Origin of the sequence: Candidatus Thiothrix putei, from assembly GCA_029972225.1 — a bacterium.
Lineage (GTDB): Bacteria > Pseudomonadota > Gammaproteobacteria > Thiotrichales > Thiotrichaceae > Thiothrix > Thiothrix putei.
The window spans coordinates 3,863,198-3,878,349 of sequence record CP124756.1; the positions used below are offsets into that span (position 1 = coordinate 3,863,198).

A 15,152-nucleotide genomic window follows, 5' to 3' on the forward strand; every position below is an offset into this window, starting at 1 on the left:
GGCTGGGCTTAACGCGCCAACGCCGCCTTCATATCTTTCAGCCTGCTCTGGATTGAGCCGTCGATCACCAAGTCACCGGCGCGAATAATTGCGCCCCCCATCAGGGTCGGGTCTACTGTAGTGACGAGCTTAATCTCACGTCCCAAGCGTTTTTGGAGTGCCGCAGCAATGGTCTGCTGCTGGTCATCGCTCATTTCCTGTGCAGAAATAATTTCCGCTTCAATCGCACCTTCCGCTTCCGCCTTCATTTGTTCAAAGATGGTAGAAATTTCAGGCAATAATGAAAAACGGTCATTCTCTGCCAGTGCCTTGAGCAGATTACGGCCTTGGTCGTCGAGTGCATCACCTGCAATCTCGGCGAACACGTCCGCTTTCTGTTCTTTGGTCATGCGAGGATGAGCCAACAAGGCAGATGAACCGTCAGCCGCGACCACCGCAGACATGGCTGCCAGTTGCGCTGACCACTCGGTCAGTTTCCCGGCTTCCTGCGCCATCTCAAACACCGCACGGGCGTAAGGACGGGCAGCGGTTGTCAAATCAGACATGGTTCACCACCTTAAATTTGCGCAGCCAGTTCATCCAATGCTTTAGCGTGAGCTTTGGCATCCACTTCGCGACCAAGAATTTTCTCAGCCCCAGCAATCGCCAGTGCAGACACCTGTGAACGCAAGCTTTCACGAGCGCGGGAAACTTCCTGCTCGATGTCTGCCTGAGCCGCCACTTTTACGCGACCTGCTTCTTCCACAGCAGCACTCTTGGCTTCGTCCACGATTTCAGACGCACGCTTTTGCGCTTGTGCGACGATTTCAGCAGCTTCAGCTTTGGCTTTTTTCAGCTCATCCAAGGCGTGTTTGCGAGCCAATTCTTCTTCGTGCTTGCCTTTTTCGGCAGCAGCAAGACCATCAGCGATACGCGCTTTACGATCTTCCAGCACTTTCAGCATCGGTTCCCACAGAACACCTTTGATGAACCAGATCAGGATCGAAAAAACGATCATCTGCCCAATCAGGGTTGCAGTTACGTTCATGTTAACCTCCGAATGTTAGTAACAACGTTTAACAATCGGGGAATTAACCAGCACCCATTGCAGCTTTAGCAGCACCGATGAACGGGTTGGCAAAGATGAACCACATGGAGATACCCAGAACGATCATTGGGAATGCTTCCATCAAGCCGCCGGTAAACAACATTTGACCAGTCAGTTGCGCACGCATTTCAGGTTGGCGAGCGATACCTTCGATAAATTTAGAACAGATCATACCCCAGCCCAGCGCTGAACCCAGACCAGCAGCCGCCAAGATAATGCCAACGCCTACAGCAGTGTAGGAATAGATCATTGCAACAACTTGTGCATCCATTGTGAAGTCTCCGAAAAGTTAAAAATCAAAAAAAGTAAAATCAAAAAATCTTAATGGTGTTCGTCGTTCTGGCTGGCCAGCCCCAGATACACAATGGTCAGCAGCATAAAGATAAATGCCTGCAACGGAACCACCAGCATATGGAAAATCGCCCACAATGTGCCCAATGCAATCTGAGCAGGCATTGCCCAAACTGAAAACGCCAACAGTGCAATCAACAGGAACAACAATTCACCCGCAAACATGTTTCCGAACAAACGCAGACCGAGACTGACGGGCTTCGCCACCTCCTCAATCGCCGTCATCACAATGTTAACTGGCATTAGGTAAGGTCCGAATGGGTGGAATAGGAACTGTTTGGTATAACCCCACAGACCTTTGTGTTTAATGTTATAGAAAATAATCAGTGCGAATACACTTAAAGCCAAACCGAACGTGGTATCCAGATTGGTGGTCGGCACGACTTTCAGGTAAACATGATGTGGATCTGCACCGAACAGGCTGGCAATACCACCCGCTAATGCTGGTAACAAATCAACCGGCAAGAAGTCCATGGCATTCATCAGCAGCACCCAGACAAAAATTGTCAGTGCAAGCGGGCCGATTAAACGGTCAGCATTTGGAAAAATATCCTTTACCTGTTGGTTAACAAACTCAAGTAATGTCTCGACGACATTTTGTGCCCCGGTGGGCTTATCAGGATTCAGGTTTCTGCCTATTTTCCAAGCAAAAAATGCAACCAAACCTGCGAGTAACACACTGAACAAAAAAACATCGACATGAAACACGCTGAAGTCAACAATCTTGACTTGCTTACCGTGTTCAACGCCAACGCTCCAGTTGGTCAGATGGTGCTGGATGTACTCGACAGGATTTGAGATTGCTGGCGCGTTAGACTCGCTCACAATTCACCCCGTACACTAAAGTTAAAAAATCATTGGCTGGCATCACCCGACTTGGCGAGTTCCCATCAGCATATAAGCCAGTTGCGACACCATAAACGTGCCGAGGAGTGGAACAGGGGACAACTTCAAATAGCCCAGACCTAAACCTAACGCAACTAACACAAATACAAATCGTTGTACCACACCAAAATACAAAGCATTCACGCTTTGCTGTGGACTGGTTTTTGCCATCTCCCCTGCTTGCACCACGCGACGCGATAACAGCAAGGTATTTGCGAGTGCAATAGCACCGCCGTAAAATGCAGGCAACAATGCTGAATCACCTTGGTATGACCACGACACCGCTACACCGCCCAACATCAAGATAAATTGAATAATGAGTATGCTTCGCATTTGTTCCTCTAGAGCAAGTTAAATTACAACCTGCTCTCGCCTAAATCCCGATGGAGTATAAATACATACTAATATACGGTCAACCACTAGGGCTTACCCTGACCCATTAAGCAACAGGGGTGGATTATATATCTCTTTTGGCATATCCCGCCACAACAAAATGCCTTATATTTTGTCTACAAAGTTGAATAATGACAGCGGCTTACCCAAAGGAGGGAAATTCATGCACTCGAACCGGCATCGCACCGCCATATCATTACTAAGCCTGACATTATGGATAATATCACTGATACCCACTGCCTTTGCTGAAGAGATCATTCCAGAAACTAACGACTTCTATGCTTTACAGCAGGAAATGAAAAGCAAAGGACTACCATTACTGCTCGCATTTCGGGCAGATTACTGTGGGTTTTGCAGAAGATTAGAAACCGAACACCTTGAACCTATGTTGCGCAGTGGTCAGTATGATTCACGTATTCTAATTCGCCGCTTTGACATAGGCGGTAATCAAACTGTGATTGATTTTAATGGCAACAAGATCAATGCAGAGGAGTTTGCGGCAAAACATCAAGCATCACTAACACCAACACTGCTCTTTTTGAATGCGGAAGGTAATGAAGTAGCAGAACGCCTACTAGGGTATAACAGCCCTGACTTTTACGGTGCTTATTTAGAAAGCGCCATTAGCGCTGCGCAACAAGCAGTGAATTGATCAGCAAAGATAGGGGCGTGAAGCTATCACGCCCCAAATAGGAGAAATTAACGGTTACGCACGAATCGACGCACTTCCGCCAAGTGGCGACGACTGACTTCCAATTGATCGTTGACATTATCCAGCACGATTTGAGTACGACCTACAGATGATTTCGACAACCCTGCAATCGCACTTTTGGAAACCAGTGCATTACGGTGGATACGAATAAAACGGTCTGCCAAATCCGTTTCCAGTGATTTCAATGACTCCTCGATGATAACCTCGCCTTTCTTATGACGCACTGTCACGTATTTTTGGTCGGCTTGGAAATACACCACATCTTCAATGGGAATCAACTCAAGGTTCCCTCGCATCCGCGCACAAATATGCTTACGTGACAGCAGATTACGCCCTTCACGATTTTCCAGCGCTTCCATACGTTGCGCACGGTTCAGTGAACGGGCTTGTTCCAGACTTTGTAATAATTGTTCTTGTCTAATAGGCTTCATAAGATACCCTGTTGCTTTTGTTGAAAAGGCTTCTAAAGCATATTCACCATACGCTGTGGTGAATATGACGGCTGGCGGGCTATCCATGCCCGAAATATGCCGCGCCGCTTCCAACCCATCCATACCGGGCATGGAAATATCCATGAGCACGATGTCGGGCTGATAACGCTCGGTCATAATCACTGCATCCACCCCGTTTTCGGCTTCTGCACAAACACCATAATCGACTTGGCTTGCCAACAACCCCTTAATGCGGGCACGCGCATACTCCTCATCGTCAACGATTAAAATTTTTAATGTCATAATTCTTCTACTCCTTGGGGATGGAAAACGAAACCCGATATTGTTGTACATTCTTTTGGATTTTTAGATTAGCGCGGTCGCCATAGGCAAGATGCAAGCGTTTCACCATATTTTCCTGCGCAATATGATTGCCTTTGGTATGAGTACTCATACCTGAAGGTGGTAAGGGGTTGGTAACAGAAACATCCAAACGATCACCTGCGTCATACAAACTAACCGTTAACAAGCCACCATCCTGCCGTGGCTGAATACCATGGTAAACTGCATTTTCCACCAATGGTTGCAGTAAAAAGGGAGGAATATCCATATCCAATGGCAAACTGTTTTGATCCATATCTAATTTAACGGTCAGGCGGCGTTCTCCCAAACGCAAACCTTCCATACGCAAATACGCCAGTGTTAACTCTAACTCTTCTTTGAGTGCAATCCGCGACCGTTTGTCGAGTGTAAGACGCATAATATCGGCTAGGTCTAATAGCGCTGCCTCTGCTTTATTGGGATCAATATGCACCAAGTGTGCAATCGTATTCAGACTGTTGAATAGAAAATGTGGGCGCATCCGAGCTTGTAACGCATCGTACTTAGCAGCCGAATCAGACTCGACTGTCTCCTCCCACTGTCCATGAATGTAAAAATATCGCAGCAAGACCAAGGTGATAATCAAACTAATCACCAAGTTTTTAAACACGAACAGGGCGTCGGTTAATATACTGTCAGCCCCCCTGCTACTACTTGACATCAACAATCCCAAAACCGAGGCAATCAAAATAAAGCCAGCAACCGTAGCCAAGACAATAACTGAGGCTTGAGATACAGAAGGATTAACCAAAAATCGACCGATGAAGCAGAGCGTAAACATAGAGGCCAGCATTACCCATAACACAAACAGGGAATGCAACCCAAGATTAACGAAGAAATCTCGCAAATCCGTTGCCACCACCAACGCCAATACCATTGCCAATAACTCACCTGCCAGAACTGCACGCAATAGCACCTGAGGAACGCAAAGGTTTGGTAAATAATTTAAGGTTTTTCCATTAAGTGATGGCATTTTTCGCTCTCAATCAGACTTGATAACACCCAACTCCACAGTTGCGGCGTTTCATTCTGACCCAGTTGTAATTGTTTATATTTTTTATAATTCCCTGACCTGACATAGCAGGCTGAGCATTTCCTTGTATACTAGTTGCAGCTAACGCTGCACGAATACAACATTGAGGATCGCGTTTTTTATTCTTCCACAATGTGATAATGTTTGGCAACTTCTTTTAACAACTTGATGAAAATTCAACATTAACTCATGAACCAACAACTACCAGATAACGCCCAAGACAAACCTTGGGGCGGACGTTTCAGCGAATCCACCGATGCCTTTGTTGAAGCATTCACTGCATCCATTCCCTTTGATAAGCGCCTGTACCGTCACGACATCCAGGGTTCTCGTGCCCACGCCCGCATGTTGGGTAAAACCGGCTTATTAAACACCACGGAAGTTGAACAAATCCTGAGTGGACTGGATGAAATCGAAAAGTCCATCGAAAAAGGCGAATTAGAATGGAAAATTTCGCTGGAAGATGTGCACATGAACATCGAAGCTCGCCTCACCGACCGCATCGGCATTTCTGGCAAAAAATTGCACACAGGACGTTCCCGCAATGATCAAGTAGCCACCGACGTGCGCTTATGGCTGCGTGACCAAGTAGACGGCATTAGTCACGAATTACGCCGCCTGCAACGCGCCCTAGTTGACCTTGCTGAACGCGAAGCGGACACGATTCTCCCCGGCTTCACCCACTTGCAAGTAGCCCAACCGATCACCTTTGGTCATCACATGCTGGCATGGTTTGAAATGCTGCAACGTGACTTCGAGCGCCTGCAAGATTGCCGAAAACGTATCAATGTTATGCCTTTAGGTGCAGCCGCGCTGGCAGGAACGACCTACCCCATTGATCGCCTGTATACGGCTGAATTACTCGGCTTTGACCACCCCGCACGTAATTCTCTGGATGCAGTGAGTGATCGTGATTTCGCTATTGAATTCACTTCCGCAGCATCCCTGATCATGATGCACCTGTCTCGCTTTTCGGAAGAACTGGTACTATGGACATCAGCCCAATTTGACTTCATTCGTCTGCCTGACCGCTTCTGCACCGGCTCGTCGATCATGCCGCAAAAGAAGAACCCAGACGTGCCAGAACTAGTACGCGGCAAAAGCGGTCGTGTTTTCGGACATCTGTTCGCCCTGCTAACCCTGATGAAAGGCCAGCCCTTGGCTTATAACAAAGACAACCAAGAAGACAAGGAGCCGCTGTTTGACACAGTAGACACATTACTAGGCAGCTTGCGGGCATTTGCTGACATGATGCCACACGTCCAACCAAAACCAGAAAAAATGCGGCAAGCTGCTATGCAAGGTTTCTCAACAGCAACTGACCTTGCCGATTATTTGGTACGTAAAGGCTTACCCTTCCGTGATGCTCATGAGGTTGTCGGCAAAGCGGTAGCATTAGGCGTAGAAACTGGGCGGGATCTTAGTGAAATGCGACTAGAAGAGTTACAGACATTTTCCAACATCATCGAGCCTGATGTATTTGCCGTTTTGACATTGGACGGCTCAGTGGCCGCACGTAATCATTTGGGAGGCACTGCACCGGAACAAGTAAAGCAACAAGTACAAATTGCGCGTGGACTGCTCAGCGCCAACTAACATACCCCAAAGACAACCATGATAGGGGTAGCCTCTATCATGGTTAATCGCCTGATTTTGCGTATCACGACTCCAGGTCAGAGGTAAATAAACTTAGTAATACCAACAAAACTGCCCCGCAGGTAATCGCAATATCCGCCACATTAAAAATCGCAAAATGATAGTTATCCATCACAAAAGGAATATCGAAATACACATCAATAAAGTCGATAACCTTACCGTACAACAAGCGATCAATCAGATTGCCAATCGCACCGCCTAACACCATGGTTAACCCTACCGCCACCCATACACGACTTTTTTTCAGCTTACGCAGCCAGTTAATGATAAAAACACTGACAGCAATCGCCAAAATAGCAAAAAACCAGCGCTGAACTCCACCCATATCAGACAGAAAGCTAAAAGCAGCGCCAGTGTTATACGCCAACGTCATATTCAAGTGTGGGAATACCGCAAATGACTCTCCGGGTTCAAGATTTGCCTCAGCCATCCACTTAGTCCACTGATCAATAAACACCAGCGCAGCCGATAGCCACAACCAACCCAACATCCCCGTATCCGCAGAAAGAGAACGAAAACTACGCATACTGACGCACCTCGCCCGTTCCTTCGATATTCTCAATGCAACGCCCACACAACTCAGGATGTTCAGCATGACTGCCTACATCCTCACGATGATGCCAGCAACGTGTGCATTTGCCATGTTCGGAGCGTACAACCTTCACAAACACCTGATCCAACACCTCTACTGCATCCCCCGGCACATCGGCTAAATCATGTAAATGCACGCCAGATGTAATCAACACAAAGCGTAATTCCTCCCCCAATTTCAGCAGCGGATCATGATTCGTCTCAACACCTGCCTGACGGTAATAAATTGCCACTTCCGCATCTAAACCAGCACCAATTTGCCCGGCAACACGCACATCCTCCAGTTGCTTACTGATCAGTTCGCGTAACGCAAACACATAACTCCATTCACCCGCAGACAGTTTGTCAGCCTCATCCAGCCTAAACAGCCCATCATACCACTGGGTAAACAGCACAAAATCCTGCGCCTTTTCACCCGGCATATTCTGCCAGATTTCCTCAGCCGTAAAACTCAATACCGGATACAACCAGCGCACCATTGCATTCAAAATATGCCAGGCTGCTGTCTGTGCCGAACGCCGCCCGCGACTACCCGCCTGCATAGTGTATTGGCGATCTTTGGTAATATCGAGGAATAAACTGCCCAGCTCCACCGTACAGAAGTTCAACACTTCTTGCGCAATCAAATGAAAATGGAAATTATCGTAAGCAGCCAGCACTTTATCTTGTACTTGCGCGGCTTGATCGACCGCCCAACGATCTAACGGCAACATATCCGCTGCCGCAACCAAATCAGTTGCCGGATCAAAATCATTCAAATTTGCCAACAAAAAACGGGCTGTATTGCGAATACGTCGATAAGCATCCGCAGTACGCTTCAAAATCTCATCGGAGACCGACATTTCGCGACTGTAATCGGTAGAAGCCACCCACAAACGCAAAATATCAGCCCCCAAAGAATCGGTTACTTTTTGTGGCGCAACAATATTTCCCTTGGACTTGGACATTTTCTCGCCCTTACCATCCACCGTAAACCCGTGAGTTAGCACAGTACGGTAAGGCGCTTCGCCGCGCGTGCCAATCGCTGACAGCAACGAAGACTGGAACCAACCCCGATGTTGATCAGAACCCTCCAAATACACATCAGCAGGAAAACGTAAATCAGCCCGACGTTCCAATACCGCCGCGTGAGTAACCCCAGAGTCAAACCACACATCCAAGGTATCACCTACCTTGTCATAGTCAACTGCATCCTTACCCAGTAACTCTTCAGGCGTTAAGCGGAACCAAGCATCAATACCTTCTTGCTCAATACGCTGTGCCACCGCCTCAATCAAGGTGGCGGTTTGTGGATGTAACTCACCGGTTTCTTTGTGGATAAATAAAGCAATCGGCACACCCCAGTTGCGTTGACGCGAAACACACCAATCCGGGCGGTTTTGCACCATCCCCTCGATTCGCGCTTTGCCCCAGTCGGGAATCCACTTGACGCCCTGAATCGCCTCTAGTGCCTGTTTACGCAAACCATTTTGCTCTAAGCTAATGAACCACTGCGGCGTAGCACGGAAAATCAGCGGGGTTTTATGCCGCCAGCAATGCGGGTAACTGTGGCGTAACTTTTCCGCTTTCAACAATTTGCCGCGCTCGGTCAACACCTCCAACACATGCGGATTCGCCTTGTGGACTGATTCACCCGCAAACAATTCTGTATTTGGTAAGAAGCAACCATCGCCACCCACAGGGTTATCCACCGGCAAACCGTATTTCAAACCAACCACAAAGTCTTCCTGACCGTGCCCCGGCGCGGTATGGACAGCGCCCGTCCCCGCCTCAGTGGTGACATGCTCGCCCAAGATAACCGGTACTTGACGCGCATAAAACGGATGCTGTAATAACAGCCCCTCCAGCTTATCACCCGTGCAACGCGCCAATACCGTGTGCTCAGCAAGCTCTGCCCGTTGTAACACAGACTCCAACAGAGCTTCTGCCACCAACAAACGCTCACTCGCGATTTGCACCACCACATAATCGAGTTCGGGGTTCAGCGCCACCGCTTGGTTAGCCGGTAATGTCCAAGGTGTGGTTGTCCAAATAATTACTGACAACTCACCTTGCCCAGCGGCATCAGGCAAACGTTGCAGCCATTCAGCTTCGTCGGCAACCGTGAAACGTACATCAATCGAAAACGAGGTTTTATCCGCGTACTCCACCTCCGCTTCTGCCAACGCCGAGCCGCAATCGGTACACCAATGCACCGGTTTTGCGCCTTTGTGTAAATGCCCATTAGTAGCAATTCGCCCCAACGCCCGCACAATATCCGCTTCGGTTTGGAAATCCATCGTCAAATACGGGTTTTCCCAATCGCCCAGTACGCCCAGACGTTTAAAATCTTTACGCTGCAAATCAATCTGTTCCGCCGCGTATTCACGGCAAGCCTTGCGGAACACAAACGCATCGACTTTATCGCCCGCTTTGCCGAGTTTTTCTTCGACTTTTAACTCAATCGGCAAGCCGTGGCAGTCCCAACCCGGCACATAAGGCGCGTCAAAACCACCTAAGGTTTTGCTTTTCACAATAATGTCTTTGAGGATTTTATTGACGGCATGACCAATGTGAATAGTACCGTTTGCATACGGAGGGCCATCGTGCAGAATGAACTTGGGGCGACCGTGCGCTTTGGCACGCAATTGTTGGTAAAGCTGGCGATTTTCCCAGTCTGCCAGCATCCCCGGCTCACGTTTAGCCAAGTCGCCGCGCATTGGAAACAGCGTATTAGGCAGATTGAGAGTGTGCTTGTAGTCCGTCATCGTTCGATCCTATTGTCTTCTTGAGGCGTGTGCCATGCCGTAAGTGCCGAAGAATACCAAGTTTTACCTTAAAAACCGATAGATTACCGTCAGATTAAAGTCTTTTCACACAACCGACGGATACGTTATAGTCCTTTAATTATTCATGCCTCTCGCCTTGGGCTGTTATTATTTTCAATATGGGACTCAAAAAAATGCGCCAAACAACCCTTATTACCCGCACCTTCCTGTGTCTTGGTTTAGCCATCTCACCTAGCTTATTGGCTGAAATCAATATCGCCCCACCGCTTTCACCCCCTGCGACGCAAGCCGTCATGCCTGCACCGGCAGTACCCGCCGAACCAGCCGTCTCAGAAGCACCCACACCGGTTGCTAATGAAGTTGAAGCCAGCACCAGCAACACACCACTCGAAGACGAAGTGGTCACCACACCGGATGGTTCAGACCCACGCGCTAAAATCAAAGATGCGGTCGTTAAAGTTCACGTCGTGCAGCACACTTACGATACGCTCTCCCCTTGGAACTCCGATTCGCAGAAAGGTTCTGGCTCTGGCTTAATCATTGCTGACAACCTGATTTTAACCAATGCGCACGTTGCCTCTAATGCAACTTTCTTGGAAATTCAACGCCATAGCGAAACCAAGCGTTATGAAGCGGAAGTCGTGTACATTTCGCACGAGTCCGACCTCGCGATTTTGCGCACCAAAGACGCCAGCGCTTATAACGATGTTACCCCGCTGGAACTCGGCGATTTGCCTAAAATGCAGCAATCTGTCGAAGTGTACGGCTTCCCAATTGGCGGCAACACCCTCAGCGTCACCCGTGGGGTGGTGTCTCGTATTGAAAAGCAAAATTACGTGCATACCGGCGAAAATCTGATCGCGGTACAAGTGGATGCCGCGATTAACTTCGGCAATAGCGGTGGCCCGGTTATCTCCGATGGCAAAGTCGTCGGAGTCGCAATGCAATCAGGATTCCTAACCGAAAATATTGGCTACATGATTCCGACCCCGATTATTCGCCACGTATTAACTGACGTAAAAGACGGCAAAGTGGATGGCTATGGCTTCCACGGCTTCCTTGCTCAGTCGATGGAAAACCCAGCAATGCGCCGCAAGTACGGTCTAAGTGACGACCAAACCGGCATGTTGGTACACAAGGTTTACGAAAATTCCCCAGCGTATGGCAAAGTGCAAATCGGTGACATAGTGACCGAAATTGACGGGCACAAAATCGAAAACAATGGCACGGTAGAATTCCGCCCCGGTGAATTCATCGACCACACGCACTACATCGACATGCACCAGATCGGCGAAAGCATCGCTTTCAAAATCCTGCGCAATGGTCAAGAGCAACTTGTTAACTTACCGCTCGACAAACCCGGTAAAGAATACCTGCTGGTGAAACCGAACCAGTACGACAAACAGCCCACCTACTTCATCTTCGGCGGGCTGGTATTCATGCCATTGAACCAAGACGTGATTGACAGCATGGACGGCACGCCCGCCCGCATCGGCGCCTTGACCTACGAATCCCCCGATGAAAAACGCAGCGAAGCGGTCATTCTCACCAAAGTATTACCGGCTGACATTAACAAAGATTATCACCATGACAACAATTTGCTGATTGAAAAAGTCAACGGTGAAAGCATCCGTGATTTCAATGACTTCTACCAAAAAATACAGTCATCCAACACCGATTACATTACGTTGGAAACCTCTGATCACTATCAGTTGGTGATTGATCGTAAAGAAGCTATTGAACGTCAGCCCAAAATTCTAGCACAATACGGCGTGAATGCAGATCGCTCTAAAGACTTGCAAGCCATTGCTCAACCTCCGGTAACACCTATACCCGTAGCCGAACCAACACCCGCCACCGCGCCAACGGCAGAAGCAGTGCCAGCAACAATCCCTGCCCCCGCACCAGCGACAGCAGTGGTACAACCAGCACCGGTTGCCACTCCCCCAGCACCGCTCGTTGTGCCACCACAACCGGTGATGCCGCAAATCCCACCAGCGGTAGGCGGTACGCAACCCTAATGCCGATACGCCAGCTTCCTAACCACCTCATTAACCAAATCGCCGCTGGCGAGGTGGTTGAGCGCCCCGCGTCGGTAGTCAAGGAATTGCTGGAAAACGCGCTCGATGCGGGTTCAACCCGTGTCGAGATCGACATTGAACAAGGTGGCAGCAAACGCATCCGCATCCGCGACAATGGCAGCGGCATTCCTCACGAGGAACTCACCCTTGCCCTAAGCCGCCACGCAACCAGTAAAATTGCCAGCCTCGACGATCTGGAACAAGTGCGTAGCCTTGGCTTTAGAGGGGAGGCTCTCCCTAGCATTGCCTCGGTTTCGCGCCTGATTCTCAGCTCCCGACACACTGATGCCTCCCAAGGTTGGCAACTGTTTGGTGACGGTCAGGAGGTTTTCGATACCCCTGAACCTGTTGCTCATGCCACCGGAACGACCGTGGATGTGATTGATCTTTTTTTCAACACACCCGCACGGCGCAAATTTCTCAAAACCGAAAAAACCGAATTCGGGCATATCGAAGACATGGTGCGCAAAATTGCCCTCAGCCGCTTTGATGTCGGTTTTGAACTCAACCATAATCAGAAAAATGCCCTGAAATTACGCCCAGCCGTTGAACGCAGTGGCGCAGAACGCCGCATTGCCGACATCTGTGGCAGCGCTTTCGTCGAGCAAAGCGTGTATCTGGACTACGAAGCGGCAGGTTTACGTCTGTGGGGTTGGGTAGGTTTACCCACCTTCTCACGCTCACAAGCAGACTTACAATATTTTTATGTCAATGCCCGTAATGTACGTGACAAACTGATTACCCATGCGGTGAAACAAGCTTATCAGGATGTGATGTACCACGGGCGACACCCTGCCTTTGTGCTGTTTCTAGAGTTGAATCCGCAACTGGTGGATGTGAATGCACATCCCACCAAGCAAGAAGTACGGTTTCGGGAAGGACGGCTAGTACATGACTTCCTCTTTCGCACCCTGCACCAAGCACTGGCGGATATTCGACCTGGGGATGAAGCGAATGCGCCTACGCAGATTCCTGCACAAGTGCCGGATACCCCCCGTTCCAACCTTCCCCCGCAGGGGGGGAAGGAGCAAGCCCCACCCCCTCGTCCAGTTTATCAGGCACAGTACCAGCAACGTTTACAAATGCCGGTGCGGGAACAGATGGCAGCTTATCAGCAGTTGTATCAGCCGATTGTGCCATTAGAAAACGTGGATAAAGATGTCGGGCTGAAGCCTGACCTACAACCAGACCGTAGGTCGGACTTTAGTCCGACAATCCCCCACCAGGACGATGGTATGCCACCCCTAGGCTACGCAATCGCGCAACTCCACGGCATTTACATCCTCGCACAAAACGCCAACGGCCTAGTGGTAGTGGATATGCACGCCGCCCACGAACGCATCACCTACGAATACCTCAAACAAAGCATGGCACAAGATGCCATTCGCTCACAGCCACTACTAATACCTGCCAGCCTCAATGTTAGCAAAAAGGAAGCCGATCATGCCGAACAATACGCCACTACCTTCCGCACCCTCGGTTTTGAACTCGACCGTCTGGGGATGGAAAAACTGACTATCCGGGCCGTACCCAGCCTGCTCAAAGAATCAGACACCGAAGCACTGGTACGTGACGTACTGGCTGACCTGATAACGCATGGCACGAGCCACCGTATCCAAGATGCCATGAATGAAATCCTTGCCACGATGGCCTGCCATGGCTCAGTACGGGCTAACCGCAAACTCAGCATCCCCGAAATGAACGCCCTGTTACGCGATATGGAACGCACCGAACGCAGCGGGCAATGCAATCATGGTCGCCCCACTTGGACGCTGCTATCACTGGATCAGATCGACAAACTCTTCCTGCGGGGGCGCTAATGTTACCCAAAGCCATTTGCATTATGGGACCAACCGGAACGGGTAAAACCGATCTTGCGGTAGAATTATGCAAACACTTTCCGCTAGACATCATTAGCGTTGATTCTGCCCTAGTCTACAGGGGTCTGGATATTGGCAGTGCCAAACCTGATGCAGCCACATTGGCACAAGCACCACACCGTCTAATCGACTTTCTTGACCCAGCGCAACCCTATTCAGCCGCCGAGTTCCGCACCGATGCCTTACGTGAAATGGCAAACATCACCGCGCAAGGGCGCATTCCACTACTGGTGGGTGGAACCATGCTCTATTTCCGCGCTCTTGAATACGGCTTGTCCGATCTACCAGAAGCCAACCCCGATATCCGCACCCGCCTAGAAGCCGAAGCCGCAACCCACGGCTGGCAAACCTTGCATGACCGTTTAGCACAAATTGACCCTGTAGCCGCCCAGCGTATTCACCCCAATGACCCCCAACGCTTGCAACGCGCACTGGAAGTGTACGAACTTACTGGCAAATCGTTAACGGAATTGCAACAAGCAGCCTGGCATGATGCCTGCCCTTATCAATTATTAAAAATTGCCCTGATTCCCGAAAACCGGGCATGGTTGCACGCACGATTAGCACAACGTTTTGATCAAATGCTAAAGCAAGGGGTCATTGAAGAAGTACGCCAACTCTTGGCACGCGGTGACTTAAACATTCATCTACCGGCAATAAGAGCGGTTGGCTACCGGCAAATTTGGGATTATTTAATTAATGAAATAGACTACAATCAAATGCGCGATCGTGCTATTGTCGCAACACGACAGCTTGCTAAACGTCAAATGACGTGGTTGCGTTCGGAAAAGGATGTGTCTTCGTATAACCCCCAAGAACTCAACCTTTCATCGGTCATCAGCAACGTTTCAACGTTTATTGGCGGATGAACGGATACGTCCGACAAACTGGCATTCTGGTGAG

14 protein-coding genes are annotated in these 15,152 nt (G+C 49.4%); 5 read left to right on the forward strand and 9 right to left on the reverse strand.

All coding sequences use genetic code 11. The features are described from left to right. Positions 1-8: 8 nt before the first annotated feature. The 5 genes from QJT81_19835 to QJT81_19855 are packed head-to-tail and all read right to left on the reverse strand — an operon-like array spanning position 9 to position 2,656. On the reverse strand, positions 9-545 hold the full coding sequence (locus tag QJT81_19835) for a F0F1 ATP synthase subunit delta (GenBank protein WGZ94012.1): 537 nt from the start codon (positions 543-545) through the stop codon (positions 9-11). Positions 546-556: 11 nt separating this feature from the next. Further along, positions 557-1,027, reverse strand: a complete 471-nt coding sequence (locus QJT81_19840) for a F0F1 ATP synthase subunit B (GenBank protein WGZ94013.1) — start codon at positions 1,025-1,027, stop codon at positions 557-559. A 43-nt stretch (positions 1,028-1,070) separates the two neighbouring features. After that, on the reverse strand, positions 1,071-1,358 hold the full coding sequence (gene atpE / locus QJT81_19845; protein ID WGZ94014.1) for a F0F1 ATP synthase subunit C: 288 nt from the start codon (positions 1,356-1,358) through the stop codon (positions 1,071-1,073). 50 nt (positions 1,359-1,408) lie between these two features. Continuing rightward, entirely contained in the window at positions 1,409-2,263 is an 855-nt protein-coding gene (gene atpB / locus QJT81_19850) for a F0F1 ATP synthase subunit A (protein ID WGZ94015.1), read from the reverse strand. Between the two features lie 42 nt (positions 2,264-2,305). Next, positions 2,306-2,656, reverse strand: coding sequence for an ATP synthase subunit I (locus QJT81_19855; GenBank protein ID WGZ94016.1), 351 nt, complete (start codon positions 2,654-2,656; stop codon positions 2,306-2,308). A 223-nt stretch (positions 2,657-2,879) separates the two neighbouring features. Here QJT81_19855 and QJT81_19860 point away from each other — a divergent pair, with 223 nt between their 5' ends. Then, complete coding sequence (locus QJT81_19860) at positions 2,880-3,368, forward strand: thioredoxin fold domain-containing protein (protein ID WGZ94017.1); 489 nt, start codon at positions 2,880-2,882, stop codon at positions 3,366-3,368. A 47-nt stretch (positions 3,369-3,415) separates the two neighbouring features. On the opposite strand, the gene QJT81_19865 is transcribed toward QJT81_19860, so the two are convergent. Then, positions 3,416-4,162, reverse strand: a complete 747-nt coding sequence (locus QJT81_19865; GenBank protein WGZ94018.1) for a LytTR family DNA-binding domain-containing protein — start codon at positions 4,160-4,162, stop codon at positions 3,416-3,418. 7 nt (positions 4,163-4,169) lie between these two features. Beyond that, positions 4,170-5,156, reverse strand: coding sequence for a histidine kinase (locus QJT81_19870; protein WGZ96518.1), 987 nt, complete (start codon positions 5,154-5,156; stop codon positions 4,170-4,172). 306 nt (positions 5,157-5,462) lie between these two features. Between QJT81_19870 and argH the strand changes: the two genes are divergently transcribed. Further along, the gene (gene argH / locus QJT81_19875; protein ID WGZ94019.1) at positions 5,463-6,869 is read left to right on the forward strand and encodes an argininosuccinate lyase; all 1,407 of its coding nucleotides are present in this window, start codon (positions 5,463-5,465) and stop codon (positions 6,867-6,869) included. Between the two features lie 64 nt (positions 6,870-6,933). On the opposite strand, the gene lspA is transcribed toward argH, so the two are convergent. Together lspA and ileS are read right to left on the reverse strand one after the other, a co-directional pair. After that, positions 6,934-7,455, reverse strand: coding sequence for a signal peptidase II (lspA, locus tag QJT81_19880; protein ID WGZ94020.1), 522 nt, complete (start codon positions 7,453-7,455; stop codon positions 6,934-6,936). Beyond that, entirely contained in the window at positions 7,448-10,267 is a 2,820-nt protein-coding gene (gene ileS, locus QJT81_19885; GenBank protein WGZ94021.1) for an isoleucine--tRNA ligase, read from the reverse strand. The genes lspA and ileS overlap by 8 nt, the downstream gene beginning before the upstream one ends. Before the next feature lie 194 nt (positions 10,268-10,461). On the opposite strand from ileS, the gene QJT81_19890 reads away from it, so the two are divergent. From QJT81_19890 to miaA, 3 genes are read left to right on the forward strand one after another with little or no spacing between them, the layout of a single operon-like run. Then, the gene (locus tag QJT81_19890; GenBank protein WGZ94022.1) at positions 10,462-12,309 is read left to right on the forward strand and encodes a serine protease; all 1,848 of its coding nucleotides are present in this window, start codon (positions 10,462-10,464) and stop codon (positions 12,307-12,309) included. After that, a complete protein-coding gene (gene mutL / locus QJT81_19895) occupies positions 12,309-14,189 on the forward strand; it encodes a DNA mismatch repair endonuclease MutL (protein ID WGZ94023.1) in 1,881 nt (626 codons plus the stop codon). The genes QJT81_19890 and mutL overlap by 1 nt, the downstream gene beginning before the upstream one ends. Further along, positions 14,189-15,118: a tRNA (adenosine(37)-N6)-dimethylallyltransferase MiaA gene (gene miaA, locus QJT81_19900; protein WGZ94024.1), complete on the forward strand. Its 930-nt coding sequence runs from the start codon at positions 14,189-14,191 to the stop codon at positions 15,116-15,118. Before mutL ends, miaA begins: the two co-directional genes overlap by 1 nt. The last annotated feature ends 34 nt before the right edge of the window (positions 15,119-15,152 follow it).

Excerpts from the sequence above, each read along its gene's own strand:
- QJT81_19835 (WGZ94012.1), bottom strand. The coding sequence starts at position 545 with ATGTCTGATTTGACAACCGCTGCCCGTCCTTACGCCCGTGCGGTGTTT.
- QJT81_19840 (WGZ94013.1), bottom strand. The coding sequence starts at position 1,027 with ATGAACGTAACTGCAACCCTGATTGGGCAGATGATCGTTTTTTCGATC.
- atpE (WGZ94014.1), bottom strand. The coding sequence starts at position 1,358 with ATGGATGCACAAGTTGTTGCAATGATCTATTCCTACACTGCTGTAGGC.
- QJT81_19855 (WGZ94016.1), bottom strand. The coding sequence starts at position 2,656 with ATGCGAAGCATACTCATTATTCAATTTATCTTGATGTTGGGCGGTGTA.
- QJT81_19860 (WGZ94017.1), top strand. The coding sequence starts at position 2,880 with ATGCACTCGAACCGGCATCGCACCGCCATATCATTACTAAGCCTGACA.
- QJT81_19865 (WGZ94018.1), bottom strand. The coding sequence starts at position 4,162 with ATGACATTAAAAATTTTAATCGTTGACGATGAGGAGTATGCGCGTGCC.
- argH (WGZ94019.1), top strand. The coding sequence starts at position 5,463 with ATGAACCAACAACTACCAGATAACGCCCAAGACAAACCTTGGGGCGGA.
- lspA (WGZ94020.1), bottom strand. The coding sequence starts at position 7,455 with ATGCGTAGTTTTCGTTCTCTTTCTGCGGATACGGGGATGTTGGGTTGG.
- ileS (WGZ94021.1), bottom strand. The coding sequence starts at position 10,267 with ATGACGGACTACAAGCACACTCTCAATCTGCCTAATACGCTGTTTCCA.
- QJT81_19890 (WGZ94022.1), top strand. The coding sequence starts at position 10,462 with ATGCGCCAAACAACCCTTATTACCCGCACCTTCCTGTGTCTTGGTTTA.
- mutL (WGZ94023.1), top strand. The coding sequence starts at position 12,309 with ATGCCGATACGCCAGCTTCCTAACCACCTCATTAACCAAATCGCCGCT.
- miaA (WGZ94024.1), top strand. The coding sequence starts at position 14,189 with ATGTTACCCAAAGCCATTTGCATTATGGGACCAACCGGAACGGGTAAA.